Annotated in this window: 13 protein-coding genes; 2 read left to right on the forward strand and 11 right to left on the reverse strand. The window is 63.9% G+C overall.

Features of this window, described 5'->3' with window-relative positions; translation table 11 throughout:
• Positions 1-100 precede the first annotated feature (100 nt).
• Both AC1DOQ_RS07350 and AC1DOQ_RS07355 read left to right on the forward strand, forming a co-directional pair.
• Positions 101-1237, forward strand: coding sequence for a polysaccharide biosynthesis/export family protein (locus tag AC1DOQ_RS07350; protein ID WP_477361706.1), 1137 nt, complete (start codon positions 101-103; stop codon positions 1235-1237).
• A 32-nt stretch (positions 1238-1269) separates the two neighbouring features.
• The gene (locus AC1DOQ_RS07355; protein ID WP_477361708.1) at positions 1270-3549 is read left to right on the forward strand and encodes a polysaccharide biosynthesis tyrosine autokinase; all 2280 of its coding nucleotides are present in this window, start codon (positions 1270-1272) and stop codon (positions 3547-3549) included.
• Positions 3550-3695: 146 nt separating this feature from the next.
• On the opposite strand, the gene AC1DOQ_RS07360 is transcribed toward AC1DOQ_RS07355, so the two are convergent.
• The 11 genes from AC1DOQ_RS07360 to wecB form a co-directional block, all read right to left on the reverse strand.
• Positions 3696-4898 carry an acyltransferase family protein gene (locus AC1DOQ_RS07360; RefSeq protein WP_477361710.1) on the reverse strand — a complete coding sequence of 401 codons (1203 nt, stop codon included), beginning with the start codon at positions 4896-4898 and terminating at the stop codon, positions 3696-3698.
• Positions 4832-5527 (reverse strand): phosphatase PAP2 family protein, encoded by a 696-nt coding sequence (locus AC1DOQ_RS07365; RefSeq protein ID WP_477361712.1) that lies wholly within the window; start codon positions 5525-5527, stop codon positions 4832-4834. The genes AC1DOQ_RS07360 and AC1DOQ_RS07365 overlap by 67 nt, the downstream gene beginning before the upstream one ends.
• 12 nt (positions 5528-5539) lie before the next feature.
• Positions 5540-6130 carry a sugar transferase gene (locus AC1DOQ_RS07370; protein WP_477361714.1) on the reverse strand — a complete coding sequence of 197 codons (591 nt, stop codon included), beginning with the start codon at positions 6128-6130 and terminating at the stop codon, positions 5540-5542.
• The gene (locus tag AC1DOQ_RS07375) at positions 6127-7308 is read right to left on the reverse strand and encodes a DegT/DnrJ/EryC1/StrS family aminotransferase (protein ID WP_477361716.1); all 1182 of its coding nucleotides are present in this window, start codon (positions 7306-7308) and stop codon (positions 6127-6129) included. Before AC1DOQ_RS07375 ends, AC1DOQ_RS07370 begins: the two co-directional genes overlap by 4 nt.
• Positions 7309-7341: 33 nt before the next feature.
• A complete protein-coding gene (locus tag AC1DOQ_RS07380; protein WP_477361718.1) occupies positions 7342-8571 on the reverse strand; it encodes a glycosyltransferase family 4 protein in 1230 nt (409 codons plus the stop codon).
• A gap of 164 nt (positions 8572-8735) precedes the next feature.
• On the reverse strand, positions 8736-9989 hold the full coding sequence (locus tag AC1DOQ_RS07385) for a choice-of-anchor Q domain-containing protein (protein ID WP_477361720.1): 1254 nt from the start codon (positions 9987-9989) through the stop codon (positions 8736-8738).
• A gap of 277 nt (positions 9990-10266) precedes the next feature.
• Positions 10267-11376 (reverse strand): choice-of-anchor Q domain-containing protein, encoded by a 1110-nt coding sequence (locus tag AC1DOQ_RS07390; RefSeq protein ID WP_477361722.1) that lies wholly within the window; start codon positions 11374-11376, stop codon positions 10267-10269.
• A gap of 22 nt (positions 11377-11398) precedes the next feature.
• Positions 11399-12652 (reverse strand): hypothetical protein, encoded by a 1254-nt coding sequence (locus tag AC1DOQ_RS07395; protein WP_477361724.1) that lies wholly within the window; start codon positions 12650-12652, stop codon positions 11399-11401.
• Complete coding sequence (locus AC1DOQ_RS07400) at positions 12649-13899, reverse strand: lipopolysaccharide biosynthesis protein (RefSeq protein ID WP_477361726.1); 1251 nt, start codon at positions 13897-13899, stop codon at positions 12649-12651. The genes AC1DOQ_RS07395 and AC1DOQ_RS07400 overlap by 4 nt, the downstream gene beginning before the upstream one ends.
• 88 nt (positions 13900-13987) lie before the next feature.
• Positions 13988-14680, reverse strand: a complete 693-nt coding sequence (locus AC1DOQ_RS07405) for a hypothetical protein (RefSeq protein ID WP_477361728.1) — start codon at positions 14678-14680, stop codon at positions 13988-13990.
• 15 nt (positions 14681-14695) lie between these two features.
• On the reverse strand, positions 14696-15799 hold the full coding sequence (wecB, locus tag AC1DOQ_RS07410) for a non-hydrolyzing UDP-N-acetylglucosamine 2-epimerase (RefSeq protein ID WP_477361729.1): 1104 nt from the start codon (positions 15797-15799) through the stop codon (positions 14696-14698).
• Positions 15800-15806 lie beyond the last annotated feature (7 nt).

Here is a 15806-nt window from a genome sequence, read left to right on the forward strand (position 1 = left end):
CCTAAGCCTGCCGTTTGACGTGCGCCAAAGCCATTCCGGGTAAGGGGCTTACCCTGATTCTGATCGCCAGAGGCTGGCAGCACATTTCGACAGGCAACACATGAACGCTTCCAATACGCAATTTTTGGCACGAGTCCTCAACTTCGTGCTGGCGTCCGCCTTTGTTCTCGCTTTCGTTCTTGTCCTTGCGGGCTGTGCACCCACCATCCATTTCCGCTCGCAGGAGCAGGCCGGTACGGACGAGCCCGCGCCACCGACGGAAATGATCACCGAAAAGCTGATCGCCACCGAGCGCCAGCAGCATCGGGAGGAAGCCAATGCCGACCTCGAGAAGCTCCTGGTGCCCAATCCGCCGCCGTATGCCATCGGCAGCGGGGACGTGCTCTCCATCGTGGTATGGGACCACCCCGAGCTGGCCGGCAATGCCATGAACCCCGGCAACATCCTGCCCGATGCCAGCGGCGCCAATTCCTCGCCGCCGGGCTTCGTCGTCGATCACCAGGGCCGCATCCAGTATCCGCTGATCGGCATGGTCGGCGTCGAGGGGCTGACCGAGGAACAGGCGCGCGCACTCTTGACCGCCAGGCTGGCGAAATACCTCGCCAATCCGAACGTCACGCTGCGGGTCCAGTCCTTCCGCAGCAAGCGCGTGTACATCGATGGCGAAGTCAAGTCGCCGGGCCTGCAGGCCATCAACGATATTCCGATGACCCTGGTCGAGGCGATCAACCGTTCCGGCGGCCTGCTGCCCAGCGCCGACCAGAGCCGCATCGTGCTGGAGCGCGGCGAGCAGCGCTACCGGATCAACCTGCGCGACCTGGTACAGAAAGGCATCAATCCCGGCAGCGTGATGCTGGCCCCGGGCGACGTCGTGCGCGTGCATTCGCGCGACGAGAGCAAGGTCTTCGTCTCCGGCGAAGTCCTGACCCCGAAGGCGCTGACGATGCACGACGGCCGCCTCACCCTCAACGAAGCGCTCGGCGAGAGCGGCGGCATCAGCCCGCTGAGCGGCGACGCGCGCCAGGTCTACGTGGTCCGCAAGACGCCCGAACGCACGCGCGTGTTCCAGCTCGACGCCCGCGTGGCCGGCTCGCTGGCGATGGCCGAATCCTTCGAGCTGCAGCCGAAGGACATCGTCTACGTGGCCGCCACGCCGCTGGCCAACTGGAACCGCAACCTCAGCCTGCTGATCCCCGGCGCGCTGACTTCCGCCGTGAGCGCGACCAACCGCCCCTGATCCGGCAGCCCGTCAATGCATGGAGCACGATCATGAGTAATGCAAGCGAGCAGCACGCCCTGACCCATGCCGCCCCTCGTCCGCCGATCGTCGGGGTGCCTTTCGACCCGCGCGCGGTCGAGGGGCCGCATGATGAATCCTCCATCGATCTCAAGAGCTATTTGCGCACGCTGTACGAGAACCGCGGGCTGATCGGCGGGATCACCGCCGTCATCACCCTCGGGGCGGTGCTGTACGCACTGGTCGCCAAGCCGGTGTTCGAGACCAATATGATGATCCACGTGGAGGAGGAGAGCCCGAACGCATCCAAGAACATCCTGAGCGAAGCCTCGTCGCTGTTCGAGACCAAGAAGGCGGCGATCGCCGAGATGGAGCTGCTGCGTTCGCGCATGGTGGTGTCGCGCGCGGTCGACAACCTCCAGCTGTACATTGATGTCCGCCCGAAATACTTCCCGATCGCGGGCTTCTGGTTCGCCAACCAGAAAGGCGGCGGCTTGTCGGAACCCGGGCTGTTCGGCTATGGCGGCTACGTCTGGGGCGCCGAGAAGGCCGAGGTGTCGCTGTTCGAGGTACCGGATGTCTGGCTCGGGCGCGAGTTCACCCTGACGGCGCTGGGCAACCAGCGCTTTCGCTTTTCCGGCGGTGGCCAGCGCATCGTCTTCGACGGCAATGTCGGGCTGCGCTACCGGGTGCCGACGCCCGAGGGCGTGATCGAGCTGAAGGTCGACCGCATGGCCGCCAATCCCGGCGCCCGCTTCGAGCTGCGCCGCATGTCGCGCCTGGCGATGATCGAGGCCATCCAGAACACGCTGGTGATCACCGAGGAGGGCAAGCAGTCCGGCATCATCGAGGTCAAGCTGCAGGGCGAAAACGCACGCCGTACCCACAGCGTGCTGAGCGAGATCGGCCGCGAATACATGCGCCAGAACCTGGCGCGCAAGACCGAGGAAGCGGAAAAGTCCCTGGCCTTCCTGAACCAGCAGCTGCCGATCATCAAGCGCCAGCTCGAGCAGGCCGAGGACCGCTACAACCAGTTCCGCAACGTGCACGGCACGGTGGACCTGCAGGAAGAGGCCCGCATGAGCCTGGCGCAAGCCGCGGCCGCACGCGCACGACGGATCGAGTTGATCCAGAAGAAGACCGAAATGCTGTCGCGCTTCACCGAAGACCATCCCGTCGTGGCGGCCATCAACCGCCAGCGCAAGGAAGTCGACGCCGAGATCGAGGAAGTCAATGCCCGCATCAAGGCCATGCCCGTGCTGGAGCAGGACGAGGCGCGGCTGACGCGCGACATCAAGGTCAGCACCGATCTCTACACGGCACTGTCGAACACGGCCCAGCAGCTGCGCCTGATCTCGGTCGGACGGGTCAGCAACGTGCGCATGGTGGACGCGCCGATCGCGCCCGAAAAGCCGATCAAGCCGAACCGTCCGCTCATCGTGGCGCTGGCCGTGGTGACGGGGCTCTTCCTCGGCAGCCTGGTCGCCTTCACGCGCAAGGCCATGATGGGCGGAATCGACGATCCGCAGAAGATCGAACGCCTGCTGCGCGCGCGTGTGGTCTACGCCACCATCCCGCACAGCAGCAACCAGGACAAGCTGATGCGCAAGGCGAAGGGCGACGGTGGCGTGCTGCCGCTGCTGGCGACCATCATTGCCGAAGATCCGGCCGTCGAGAGCCTGCGCGGCTTCCGGGCGACGCTGCAGTTCTCGATGCCCCATTTCAGAAACAATATCGTGATGTTCGTCGGGCCGACGCGCGGCATCGGGAAAACCTTCGTCACCGCGAATTTCGCCGCTGTGATGGCGGGCAGCGGCAAGCGCGTCCTGCTGATCGATGCCGACTTCCGCAGCGGCCAGCTGCACCGCTATTTCGGGGTCAGCCGCGACCAGGGGCTGTCCAAGGCGATCAATGGGGCCGCCCCGGTGGAGGAGGTCATCCATCACGACGTGATCGAAAACCTGGACTTCATCCCGACCGGGGCTGTGCCGCAGAACTGCTCGGACTTCCTGCAGCAAGTCAACCTGGGCAACCTGATCGACACCGTCAGCGCCAACTACGATCTGGTGCTGATCGACACGCCGCCGCTGCTGCAGGCCGCGGATGCGCTCGTGATCGGCAACCGCGCCGGCGCGATCTTCCTGCTGGCGCGGGCGAGTGTCACGACCAACGCCGAGGTCACCGAATCGGTGAAGCGGCTGAACCATGCGGGTTTGTCGCCGCAAGGGGTCCTGTTCAACAATATGACCCATGGGATCGGCGGCTACCACATGCAGTTCCTGGCAGGCCCTATCGGTCAGCTGGGCACCTGAATCCCGCGCAGGAAATCCACCCGCCGCCGGCCTCGCTCGAGGCCGCGCCTTCCTGTCCAAAAACTCATCCGAATAAGCCAGTGCCGCGATCGATGCGAAGACAGCTCGTATCGATCGCGGCGCCCGGGCGTGATGGCGCTTGGTATTCAGCCGGTGCGATACTGGCTGGAGCGCCGGGCGCTCGTCACCCATTGCTTGACGAGGCGCCGGATGCGATAGGTCTGCGATTCGAACAGCCGGTATGACAGGTAGGCCGACACCAGGCAGGTCGCGACGATGCCGATGCAGATCGCGAAGTGCATGGGCAGGTAGGGGGACAGCCGGCGCAGGCCGAAAGACGTCGCCAGCCAGTGCGCCAGCAGGGCGATCAGCGGCACGTGCAGCACATACAGGCTGAAGGAGAAATCGGCAAAGAAGCGTCCGCCATTCGCGAGCGGGCGCACGAGTTTCGAGCTCGGCGCGGCGCGGAACTGCAAGCTTGACAGGAAGACCAGGAACATCAGGCTGCAGGCCAGGTCCTGCCACAGGGTATCCGTCGTGAAGGCGTCGAGCGTGCCGGTAAGGCGGAAATACCCGGCCACCGCGAGCAGCAGCACCAGCCAGACGAGGCGCAGGGCGGGGCCGGACTCGATCCGGACGCGCGAAAAGGCAACCCCGAGCAGCCAGATCAGGAAGTATGCGGTGATGGAGAAAGGCAGCATGGCGACGATCAGCAGCACGGCGGCGGTGGCCGCCAACCGTGCCATGTAGGTGCGCGCGGCAAACAGCAGCGCCAGCAGCGGAAACAGCACGTAATACCAGGTTTCGTTCGCCAGGCTCCACAGAGGGAAGTTACCGCCGAAATCGGGCAGGAAGACACGCTGCAAGCCGACCAGGTTGCCGAAAAATACGAGCGCCGAGTACTCGTTGGTGACGGCGTAATCGATCCTGCCCGTATCGACGGCGCCGATGGCGGCGGCGAACAGCAGTGTCAGGATGAAGGTCGGGATCAGCACGGTCCACAGGCGCGTCATGCGGTCGATCGCATAGTCCGTGAAGGCGCCGGGCTTGTCGAGTTTGTTGAGCAGGCTGCCCCCCACCAGCCAACCGCTGATGATGAAAAATACCAGCACCGCCTGGTGAGCGAAGCCGGTAATGAACGCAAACCCCTGAAACCACAGCGGGGGATCGGAGATCGTGCGAAGGCCCGGGTACATGGCCGCGCGAACATGGGCGGCGGCCACGATGATTGCGGCGGCGCCGCGCAGCAGCGATATCAGGACGGAGTGCCAGTAATCGTCCCCTAACTGGCTCTTTCGCTGGAATGCCAGTCGCGGGAGCGCGGAACCACGCATTTCTTTGGTAGACATGATGCCTCCTTCTTCGGTCGAATCCTGCATTCTTTGGCGGGCTGCGTGAATGGAAAAGTCGTGGGATTGCCCGACACGGCGAGCGCGACGCGATGCATGACGTAACCAAACGGGAAGGAATGCATGGCATACACGGTCGCTGCGAATACCGCCCCTGTGCACCACAATGTGTAGCCGGGAGGACGCGGCATCGGGCGCAGCAGCCAGATCCCGCCCAGGCTGACGGCGGCACCAATGGCCCAGCCGGCGATCACCTCGGCCACGCCGTGATAGCCCTGCACGACCAGGAGCACGCCCATCAGCGCACCGGCCGTCAGTCCGGCTGCCACACCGGCTCCCTGAAGACGCGGCGCGCGCTGCAGCAGCAGGAACATGAGGGTCGGCAGCACCGCGGTGACGCCGGCGGCATGGCCGCTGACGGCCTTGAAGCTGGTGCCCGGGAGCGGGGCGCCCCAAGCCAGGAAGGCCACCTTGGTCGTGGCGACCAGGCCGATCCCGAGCGCGAACAGCAGGCTCCACAGGAGTGCCGGGCGCCAGGCGCGGGCAAGCAGCAGCCACACCGTCACGGCCGCCGCCGCCGCCAGTGTCAGCGGAACGTCACCGATATGCACGAGTTCGCGCCAGAACATGCTCTGTCCTCGTCAGTGCACGATGGCGACCAGCGTCTTGCAGATGATCTGCAGGTCGGTCCAGAAGCTGCGCTCCTGGACATAACGCATGTAGTAGCGGAGCTTGATGGGAAGGATGGTGTCGACGTAGGCTTTTTCGGGATCGCTTGCCTGGCCCAGTATCCGGTTCTCGTCGCGGTAGAGGATCGAGGCCCAGTCGGTGATTCCCGGCGCCACCGACAGGACGATCCTGCGCGCATCCGGGGGATAGCAGGCCACGTAGCGCGGCACTTCGGGCCGTGGCCCCACCAGGCTCATCGTTCCGTAAATGACATTGATGAGCTGCGGCAACTCGTCGATCTTGTAGTGGCGCAGGAAGTGGCCGACCCTGGTGATGCGGCAGTCGTCGCCGACGGTCAGCTGGCGCGCCTCCTCGCTCTGCGCGCTCATGGTGCGGAACTTGAATATCCTGAAGGGCTTGCCCCATCGGCCGACGCGCTGCTGCCGGAAGAACACCGGTCCCGCCGAGTCGATCTTGATGGCCAGGGCGATCAGCACGAACAGCGGCGCCAGCAGGGCCAGGCCGGCCAGGGAGGCAAGGATGTCGAACAGGCGCTTGATCATGACAAGGTCGCGCGCACGGCCGCGATGACGCGGGCCTGGTCGGCATCGCTCATCTTTGTGTACAAGGGCAGCGTCAGCATGGCGTGATAGCTCGCTTCGGCGACGGGAAACTGGGCCGGCGACAGGCGGCAGGTTTCGCTCCAGTAGGGATGGCGATGCAGGGGAATGAAATGCACGCTGGTACCGATCCGCTGCCGGGACAGTGCGGCGATCAGCTCGTCGCGGTCCAGCGGCGCGGCCCCGGTCAGCCGTACCGGATAGAGATGCCAGGCATGGCTCGAGCCCGGCGGCGCATCCGGTGGCAGCTGGAGGGGCAAGCCGGCCAGCCCCTCGGCGTAGCCGCGCGCGAGCTGCCGGCGGCGCAGCAGGAAGTGGTCGAGCTTGCGCAACTGCTGGACGCCGATGGCCGCGGCGATATCGGTCAGGTTGTACTTAAACCCGGCAGCAACGACTTCGTAGAACCAGGCCGGCGTGGTCGAGGTGTAACGAGCGAAGGCGTCCTGCTTGATGCCGTGGATGCGCATCATCCTTACCCGTGCCGCGAGCGCGGCGTCGCGCGTGACCACCATGCCGCCTTCGCCCGTCGTCATGGTCTTGTTGGCATAGAAGCTGAAGACCGTGACGTCGCTGTCCAGGGTGCCGATCAGGCGGCCTTTGTAGAGCGTGGGCAGGGCATGCGCGGCGTCTTCGATCACGCGCAGGCCGTGTGCCGCCGCGAGCGCGAGGATCGGGTCCATGTCGCAGGCCAGGCCGGCATAGTGCACGACGATGACAGCCTTGGTGCGCGGCGTGATCGCGGCGTCGATCGCCGCGGCACCCAGGTTCAGGGTGTCCGGTTCGACGTCGACGAGCACCGGCTGCGCGCCCAGGTAACGCACGACTTCGGCGGTGGCGGTGAAGGTCATGGTCGGCAGGATCACTTCGTCGCCCGGGCCGATGCCGAGCGCTTCGAGCGCCAGGTGCAGGCCGGCGGTGGCCGAATTGACCGACACCGTCTCGACGCCGGCGTCCAGGTAGGCGGCGAAGTCCTGTTCGAACTGGCGGGTCTTGGGGCCGGTCGTCACCCAGCCGGAACGCAGGCAGGCCACCACTTCGGTAATTTCTTCTTCACCGATGTCCGGTAATGCGAAGGGGAGAAAAGGGGAGACGTCGGTGGGTGCCACGGTCGGTTCGATCATATTGTCCTCAGTGTGAAAAGTCAGACTGGAAGTTCAGGCGCAGGCTTGCAGGAAGCGTTGTCCCAGTACCGGGTAGGTGAGGTTCTCGAGGACGAACCTGCGGCCCTGGAGCCCCATGGCCTTGCGCCGCTCCGGATCCATCGCGCGCATGGTGCGGATGCCCTCCACCACGGAAGCCGCGTCTTCGGCCGTGACGGAGATGCCGCAGCCTGCCTCCGCCACGAGGTCGTTGCCTGCCTCGATCGCGTAGAGGATCGGCCGGGCGGCCATCATGTAGTCGATCAGTTTGTTGGGTGCGACGCCGAAGCGGAACAAGGGCTGGCGTTGCAGGCCGATGTAGGCCAGGTCGAAGGAAGCGAGCAGCGCGGGCACGTATTGCTTGGCGACCGGGTCGAGGAAACGGACCTTGTCGAGGCCTTCGTCGCGGGCGCGTTGCCGCAGTCTTTCCTTTTCAGGGCCGGCGCCGGCCAGTACGAAGGTGACGGGATCGTCGCGCACCAGGGCGGCCGCGCCGAGCAGGGTTTCGAGTGCATTGGCAACGCCGTGGCTTCCGGCAAAACCGACGATGAATTGGCCGCGCCGGCGCAGCTCCGCCAGCGTGTCCTCGGCCGCCGCCGGCAGGGGCTGGGGTTCGCGCAGCCACTCGGCCGGGTCGGTGCCGTTGGGGATGAGATGCAGCTTGTGCGGCGCCATGCCGTGCGCCTCCAGGTGCTCGCGCACTTTGGGCAGGATCGAGACCACGGCGTCGGCATGGCGGCAGGCGTAGTTCTCTGCCGCCTGCAGCAGCATGATGAAGGGGTGGCGGTTCGAATAGCCGCCCAGCTCCATCGGCGACAGCGGCCACAGGTCGTGCACTTCGAACAGCAGGCGCGCGCCAGCCAGGCGGGCGATCCTGTGCGCGGGCCAGATGTCGAGTGGATAGGTGCTGGAGGCGATAACGGCATCGGGGCGGAACTCGCGTGCCAGCGCGCGTCCTTCACGGTACAGGCGCGTGACGAAGGCGGCCATGTTGAGGGCGCGGCCGACGCCGTTGCCGGTGTAGGCCGGCGTATCGAACCAGGTGTATTCGATGTCGTCGATGACTTCGTCGAGCCGCGATCGTCCCTGCAGATCGGGATCGTGGGTCCGCACATGGGAGCGGGCCGATGCGAGGATCCGGACCCGGTGCCCCAGCCGCCGCCATTCGCGCGCCAGGTAATAGGGCCGGTACTCCATGCCATGCCGCAGCGAGCCTGCGTAATGATTGATTAGTAGAATGTTCACGCTGAGCCAGTCGATTCGGTTCGTGCCTGCCGATGCTATGCATGGACGATATCAACTTAGTAAGCCCGCGCTTTGAAGCACCACAAATAAAAAACCCACGCGAAGCAGGGCTCCGCGTGGGTTGGGCGAGGCCTGGACTTGGTCCAGGCTGTTCCGCTGAAGGCTTAGAAGCTTTCGTAGGCGCCGATATCGAACGCGCCGCCGCGCGGACGGGCGATGCCGTCGATGTCGGTGGTCGGGGCCGAGTTCGCCGTACCTTTGTTGACTGCCGGCGAGCTGCTCTTCAGGCGGTAGTTGCCTGCGGTGCCGCTGGCCTGGTAGCTGACGAATTGCGGATCGGCCGAGATGGTGCCGGTCGCGCTGCCGACCTTCATCGAGACGCCTTTACCGCCGTTGCCGTACACCACATTGTTGGCGACGACGTTGCCGCTGCCGATGCAGTTCTGGCCCGAAGCGCAGTACTGCAGGATGCCGTTGGCCGGGTTCTTGTAGACGATATTGTTGATGACCAGGGTATTGGTCAGGATCTTGCCGCCCGGAGCGTCGCCGGTGCCTTCGACGATGCCGCCACCCATGCTGCCGGCGCCGTTGGCGAAGGACGTGTTGTTGGCGACGACAACCTTGTCGGCCGCGTGCCACAGGTGGATGCCCCAGGCCGAGCTGCGGTAGACGATATTGTTGTAGATGTGGCCGCGCAGGTTGGCGTGATAGATGCCATGCACTGCATTGCACGAGCCCGGAACGCCGATATCGTGCACGACGTTGCCGATGATGTCGCCGTCCGAAGCGGTGTAGACCGCATTCATGATGCCGGCACCGCCGGCGCCGGTGCAGCCGCCGGAGATGGTCAGGTTGTGCACGTGGTTACCCTGTACCAGGGTATAGGAGCCCTGGTTCAGGATGCCCAGGCGGCCTGGACCGCTGATGTCGAAGCCGACGATATCGGTGTAGTTGGCGTTGTTGGTCCACATGCCCTGGGTGCCGCTGCCGATGATCTTGGCACCCCACTTGGTGTCGGACACGTAACGGATGCGCGCGCTCGAGGTGCCATGCACCTTGGTCGTGACGTTTTCGCGGTAGGTGCCCGGAGCGACGTGGACGGTGGTCGACGGCTTGGCCATGTTGGCGGCGCGCTGGATGGTCTTGAACGGCTTTGCTGCGGTGCCCGGGTTCGAGTCGGAACCGGTCGGTGCAACGTACAGGTTGTAGATCGAAGTGGCTGCGGCAGCCGTGACCGCGTAGGAAGCGGCCAGCTGGCTGGTGGCGTCGGCCGGTGCGACGAGCGCTTGGTTGGTATTCGACGAGACGACTGCGGCAGCAGCGGTTTGCGCGACGCCTGCGCTCAGCAGGACGGTGGCGCTGCAGCACAGCAGGGCGTGGATACGGGCGTTCGAAGCAGAGGTAATGACGTTTTTCATCTAAAAAATCCTAACAACAATGTGTGGAAGAGTAAGCTTTGAGCGGCGGAAAATTCTTTAGTTCAATGGATTCGCGGAAAAATTTTCTTGAAGTATCAAATTGGCAAAAGCTGTTTCCGTGTTCCTCGATGACGCCCAAATGAGTAAGCTTTGAGCGACGGAAACTTCCTAAGTTCAATGGATTTGCGGAAAAAATTCCGCGGCGTATCAAATTCCCAAGAAATGTTCTTGGGAGAGAGGAACGAGGGAGAAGGGCTGGCGCCCGGCGGATGGATTGCTAGCGGCTTTCGTAGGCGCCGATATCGGGAGCCGCCCCGCGTGGACGGGTGACATGTTCGATATCGGTGGATGGGGCGAAGCTCTCGAGCCCTTTCCTGCGGGCTGGCGAGCTAGGTTTCAGTCGATAGTCTCCGCCGCCCCTGGCCCGGTAATCGACGAACTGCGGGTCTTCCATGATGGTGCCGATTGCCTTGCCTACCTTCATGAGCACCGCCGCGGTGCTGCCGTACACGAGGTTGTTGGCCACCTCGTTGCCGTGGCCGATGCAGTTCTGGCCCGGATAGCAGAACTGGGCGATGCCTTTGGCGGGATTGTTGTAGACGATGTTGTTGACGACCTTGGTGTCGGTCAGGATCTTGCCGCCCGGGCTGTCGCCGACGCCGACCACGATGCCGCCGCCCATCTCCGCGGAACCATTCTCGAAGACGGTATTGTTTGCGATCGTTACATGGCCGGCGGCATGCCACAAATGGATGCCCCAGGACGACGCGCGGTACACGATATTGTTGACGATCCTGCTGCGCAGATTCGTCACATAGATGCCGTGGATGCCGATGCACGCACCCGGCACCCCGATATCATGGACCACGTTGCCGATGATCTCGCTGTCCGAGGCGCGGTAGTTGGCGTTATGGATGCCGGCGCCGCCAGCGCCGGTGCAGCCCCCCGACACGCCCAGGTCGTGCACGTGGTTGCCCTGTATGAGCGTGTGCGAGGCGAGGTTGAGGATGCCGAGGCGGCCGGTGCCGGAAATATCGAAGCCGACGATGTCCGTGTAGTCGGCCTGGTTGGTCCACACGCTTTCGGTGCCGCCGCCGACGACCTGCGCCCCCCACTTGGTATCCGACAGGAAGCGGATACGCGCAGCCGGGGTGCCGTGTACCCTGGTCGCGACGTTTTCGTGATAGGTGCCGGCGGCGACGTGCACGGAAGTGCCTGGCCTGGCCAGGCTGGCGGCGTGCTGGATGGTGCGCAGGGGCTCTTCTTCGCTGCCCGGATTCGAGTCGGCGCCCGTCGTCGCCACATACAGCATGGTTTCGGCGGGTCTGGATTCCGGCATGATCCTGCCCGCGCAGGCAAACCCGCCGGCGGCAATCAGTACGCTCATGCCGATGGACTTGTACAAGGCTTCAACCCGATCGGTGCGCCACCGCCTCGTGCAGCGGGGCTGGCGCGGAGGGCCCGGATTCGGTGCTACGTCCTTTTGGATACCTCCCTTTGAGTCGGTATCGCGAATAGGCGCCGAGCATCCCGCCGATGAGCATGTCCGTGAAAAAATGCGATTTGATGAGCAATAAGATAGTGGCGCATGCCATCGAAAAGCCCAGTACGAGGTCGCCGCTATCCTCCCTCGAAAAATATCCCCTGACAAGCATCGAGACGGTTGGGAAAGCCAGCAAGGCGACCAGGTAAATGAAGCCGAATAAGCCGAGATCGACCCAGGCCGACATGATGTTGTGCGCATAATGTCCGGGGGCGTAACTCGCGTAATCGCCGAATATGGGATAAGTGGAAATGGTGCGCATCGCCAGTTCGGCCAGGTGACGTCGCGCGATCGCCGAAGTGGAGTGCGACAGGTCGAGCAATTCCATGATCCGGTTATCCGGCATCATCGACAGCAAATGGTCCAGGTTCATGGTGATCAGCGACGCAATCAATGCGAGCACGATCGCAAACACGGTTTTATGCCGGGCGAAATAAAACTCGATGAAGGGGATGGCGAACAGCAGCGCGACGAATTCGCTGCGTGCCGTGTTGAGAAACAGGGAAATGGCACCGACGACATAGAGAAAGGCGCGCAATGGCAGGCTGCGGGTATATGCCACGACGCACAGGCAATTGACCAGGTAGGAGCGCGCCAGTCCCTGATAGGTCGACAGGGCGCTGGGATCCAGGGCAAGGCCCATCGCATCCATGCGGAACACGCCGTCGACGGAATACGAGAAGATGATGACGGACATCCCCATCAGGCACAATAAGGAAGGATAACGGACTTCCGGGTGCGCGAAATCGATCATCTTGAACATGATGAAGGTATTCGCCATGTAGAGCGCCCCCAGCAGATGGGCGATGACGATGACCGGGTTCTTGCCATTCGCGCCGTTGACGATGGCCACGACGCAGAGAAAGGCCAGGAAGCCGCCGTAGTACAGCTCGTTGGGCAGGAGTCGGCTGCCGTTCTGGCGAAGCTGCCTGATGTAGAACACCGTAATGGGAAATGCAAAGGCCAGCGAAACGGGAGCGAAATACCCGCCAAGAAATGCGTGTATCTGTCCTGTCCCCAGCAGGAAGTGATAGAAGAAGAAACCGGGAAACAGCGCCAGGAAGGCCGCGGTCAGCGTGACGCGTTCCAGGCGGGATCCGGGAATGGGAAATGTCGTCATGCGACCGCCGTCCGGTTCTGGGAGCACTGGTAGGACATGTACAGGTAGACCAGGTAGAGCAGCGAATAACCGATCACATACCAGAGCACACTCTGGTGCAGCGAGGGCGCCACCACGAACACCGTGGCCGTCATCAGAAACAGCGCCACCTGCCAGACCAGTTCCACCTTCTGCTTGCCGGCGACGAAGAAGACATAGCTGAGCGGGCTGGCAATGAAGTTCAGGAAGCACAGTGGGGCCAGGATGCGCGCCAGTTCTCCCGCCGGTCGCCAGGCCTGGCCGAAGACGATGGCAAACAGCTCGGGCGCAAACAGGAACAGGACCAGCGAGGGCCCCAGGGCCAGCAGGGCCAGGGCCTTGAAGGTCGCGAGGTAGGCTTCCTCGCAATTGCCGACGGTCTGGAAGTCCTGCACGGACTGGCGCTTGAATACTTCGAGCACCGAGGCCGCGAGCAGGGAAATCGGCGCGGCGACCACGCGCTGGGTGAGCGCAAACAGGCCTGCCGCCAGCGCGCCGTGCTTGAATCCGATGATGAACAGCGGCAGCTGACCCACGAGCGCGTTGAGCAGGCTCGATGGCAGGGAAAAGCGCCAGAAGGCCTGGTGCTTCACGAGATACTTGCGTTGTCCGGTGTCGAGCTTCAGCCCGACCCGTGCGAAAGGTGGCGACAGCAGCGCCCGCGCCACCCACAGCCCGGTTGCCAGACCGATCAGCTGGCCTCCGGGCAGCGCCGCCGCACCCAACCCCAGTGCGAGCAAGACCAACTGGGTCGCGGCAATGGTGCCGGCGCCCACCATCCTGGCCTTTGCCGCCTTGCCGAACTCGTTGTGCGAGGTCGCGTAGGCATAGGTGGTCTGGATATAGGCGGTAAGCCAGGTGCCGACGCCGATGGTGAGCAGTTCGAACCAGGTGATGTCCTGCAGGGCCGGCAGGCCGAGGGCGCGCACCAGGACCGCGAGCAGCGTGAGCACCAGCGCCAGCATGCCTGCGGAATAGGCCACCACTTCGAAGCAGACCCGTTGCTGTGCCGGGTCGCGCTCGAGGACCATGGTGACATCGATGCGCAAGGTGGCGCCGATCGCGGCCACCGTGATCACGCTGAGCCAGATACTGAAAGCACCCATGTCGGCCGGTGTGCACATGCGCGTGAGAAGAGGTGCTGCAAGCAGGGGCAGGACTTGTGCGCCCGTTGCCCCGGTCAGCACGGTAACGACGTTACGCCAGAAATCGGGCCGCAAGGCGCTCATGAGACCACCATTGCGATGCGCTGCCAGACGTAGAGGTCGGGAGAATTTCGCGACAGGTAGCAAAAGGCCATGAAAAATAATTCCTGTGTCATTTCAGGCGGTACCTGGCACGGTAGGGTTTGAATCCGAGCGACAGCTTGAACTGGCGCAAACCAGGCTGAGCGCCGAAGAAGGTGTCATACATGACGTAATTCAGGGTGCCTTCCTCGATCAGCCCGCAAACGATGTCGGCCACCATCAAATGCATGGCGCCATCGTTGTTGCGATGGCCGATGACGTGGGAAAAGGCGCAGAAATCGCCGTAGATGCCGAGGTTGGCATAAGCCATGAGCGTGCCCCTGGCATCGAACACGCCGAAATACCTGAAGTAGGGCAGCTTTTCGAAGCGCGCCACTTTCTGCAGATAGTGCTGCTCCATCGGGCGGCCCTGGCGGAGGTCCACCGAGGTATTGATGGCATGGATCTCGTCGACGTGGCTGTTGCGTTCGATCTCGCGGAGGACATAGCCGCGCGAGCGCGCGCGCTTCGCATGGTAGGCGCCGCGGTTCTTGCCCTTGATCTGTTCCAGGTAGGCGTCGCGGTTCGCGCTGGCGCGCAGGTCGACGAGCGCCGCGCCCACGCTCTTGTTCTGGATGATGCGGTACCTGGGGTGGGGCTTGGTGAAGTAGCGATAGGCCTCCTGGATGCCGGCCGGATCGATCCGCGAATGAAAGTTCAGCGCGGCGACCGGCAGCCGGATGATCTCGACGGCGGTGGCGAAGTGGCGGGCGAGTGATTCCATGATGGCTGGCCTCGCTCAATCCAGGTCCGCGACGAGCCGTTCGACGATGCGCGCGGCGGCGTCGCCGCGGCCGTAAGGCGTCATGTCATCGCCGCGGCTGCCGAGGCCCGCCTTCAAGGCGGCGAGTACCGTTGCCGCGTCGGTCGGCGGCGCGAGGCGATTCCATCCGCCCTCCAGCAGTTCCGTCCATTCGGTCTGGTCGCGCAGGGTGACGCAGGGCACCTGATGGAAGAAGGCTTCTTTCTGGATGCCGCCCGAGTCGGTCGCAATCAGGGCGGCCCGCTTCTCGAGGTAGACCATGTCCAGGTAGCCCAGAGGATCGAGCAGGGTCACCGAGCCGGCCAGCCGGTCCAGCATTCCCTGTCTGGCAAGTACGGCGCGGGTACGCGGGTGCAGCGGCCAGATCACGGACACATGGTCGGCAAAGGCTGCGAGGGCCTCGACGATGACGCCCAGGCGGTCCGGCGCGTCGGTGTTCTCGGCGCGGTGGGCCGTGACCAGGCAGTATGGGCGCGACGCCAGCATGGGGGCGAGACTGCGTAGCTGCCCGCTGGAGGCGTCGGCCCGGGCGCCATGGCGCAGGGCGACATCGAACATGACATCGCCGACCTGGTGTATCCGCGACGCCGCAACGCCTTCGTGCAACAAATGCCGGTCGGCGGCCCCTGTCGGCGTGAACAGCCATTCCGAGACCCGGTCGGTCAGTATCCGGTTGACCTCCTCGGGCATCTTCATGTTGAAAGACCGTAATCCAGCTTCGACGTGGGCCACCGGGACGTGCAGCTTGGCGGCTGCCAGCGCGCCTGCCAGCGTCGAGTTGGTGTCGCCATACACCAGCACCGCGTCCGGCCGTTCCGCCAGCATCAGCTTCTCGATCTCGATCAGCATGCGTCCGGTCATTTCGCCGTGGCCGCAGCCATTGATCGCGAGCTGATAAGCGGGCTTGTTCATGCCGAGTTCGGGAAAGAACACATCGGACATATTGGCGTCGAAATGCTGCCCTGTGTGGACCACGATTTCGCGCAGCCGGGAGCACTCGGCGATGGCGGCCGATACGGCGCTGGCCTTGATGAATTGCGGACGCGCTCCGATGATGGTCAGGATTTTTCTGGAGGTCATGGATCAC

It is taken from the genome of Massilia sp. 01N417, assembly GCF_056399645.1.

What these genes read in the sequence shown, in the direction of transcription:
- AC1DOQ_RS07350 (WP_477361706.1), top strand. Translation starts at nt 101, where the DNA reads ATGAACGCTTCCAATACGCAATTTTTGGCACGAGTCCTCAACTTCGTG.
- AC1DOQ_RS07355 (WP_477361708.1), top strand. Translation starts at nt 1,270, where the DNA reads ATGAGTAATGCAAGCGAGCAGCACGCCCTGACCCATGCCGCCCCTCGT.
- AC1DOQ_RS07360 (WP_477361710.1), bottom strand. Translation starts at nt 4,898, where the DNA reads ATGTCTACCAAAGAAATGCGTGGTTCCGCGCTCCCGCGACTGGCATTC.
- AC1DOQ_RS07365 (WP_477361712.1), bottom strand. Translation starts at nt 5,527, where the DNA reads ATGTTCTGGCGCGAACTCGTGCATATCGGTGACGTTCCGCTGACACTG.
- AC1DOQ_RS07370 (WP_477361714.1), bottom strand. Translation starts at nt 6,130, where the DNA reads ATGATCAAGCGCCTGTTCGACATCCTTGCCTCCCTGGCCGGCCTGGCC.
- AC1DOQ_RS07375 (WP_477361716.1), bottom strand. Translation starts at nt 7,308, where the DNA reads ATGATCGAACCGACCGTGGCACCCACCGACGTCTCCCCTTTTCTCCCC.
- AC1DOQ_RS07385 (WP_477361720.1), bottom strand. Translation starts at nt 9,989, where the DNA reads ATGAAAAACGTCATTACCTCTGCTTCGAACGCCCGTATCCACGCCCTG.
- AC1DOQ_RS07390 (WP_477361722.1), bottom strand. Translation starts at nt 11,376, where the DNA reads ATGAGCGTACTGATTGCCGCCGGCGGGTTTGCCTGCGCGGGCAGGATC.
- AC1DOQ_RS07395 (WP_477361724.1), bottom strand. Translation starts at nt 12,652, where the DNA reads ATGACGACATTTCCCATTCCCGGATCCCGCCTGGAACGCGTCACGCTG.
- AC1DOQ_RS07400 (WP_477361726.1), bottom strand. Translation starts at nt 13,899, where the DNA reads ATGAGCGCCTTGCGGCCCGATTTCTGGCGTAACGTCGTTACCGTGCTG.
- AC1DOQ_RS07405 (WP_477361728.1), bottom strand. Translation starts at nt 14,680, where the DNA reads ATGGAATCACTCGCCCGCCACTTCGCCACCGCCGTCGAGATCATCCGG.
- wecB (WP_477361729.1), bottom strand. Translation starts at nt 15,799, where the DNA reads ATGACCTCCAGAAAAATCCTGACCATCATCGGAGCGCGTCCGCAATTC.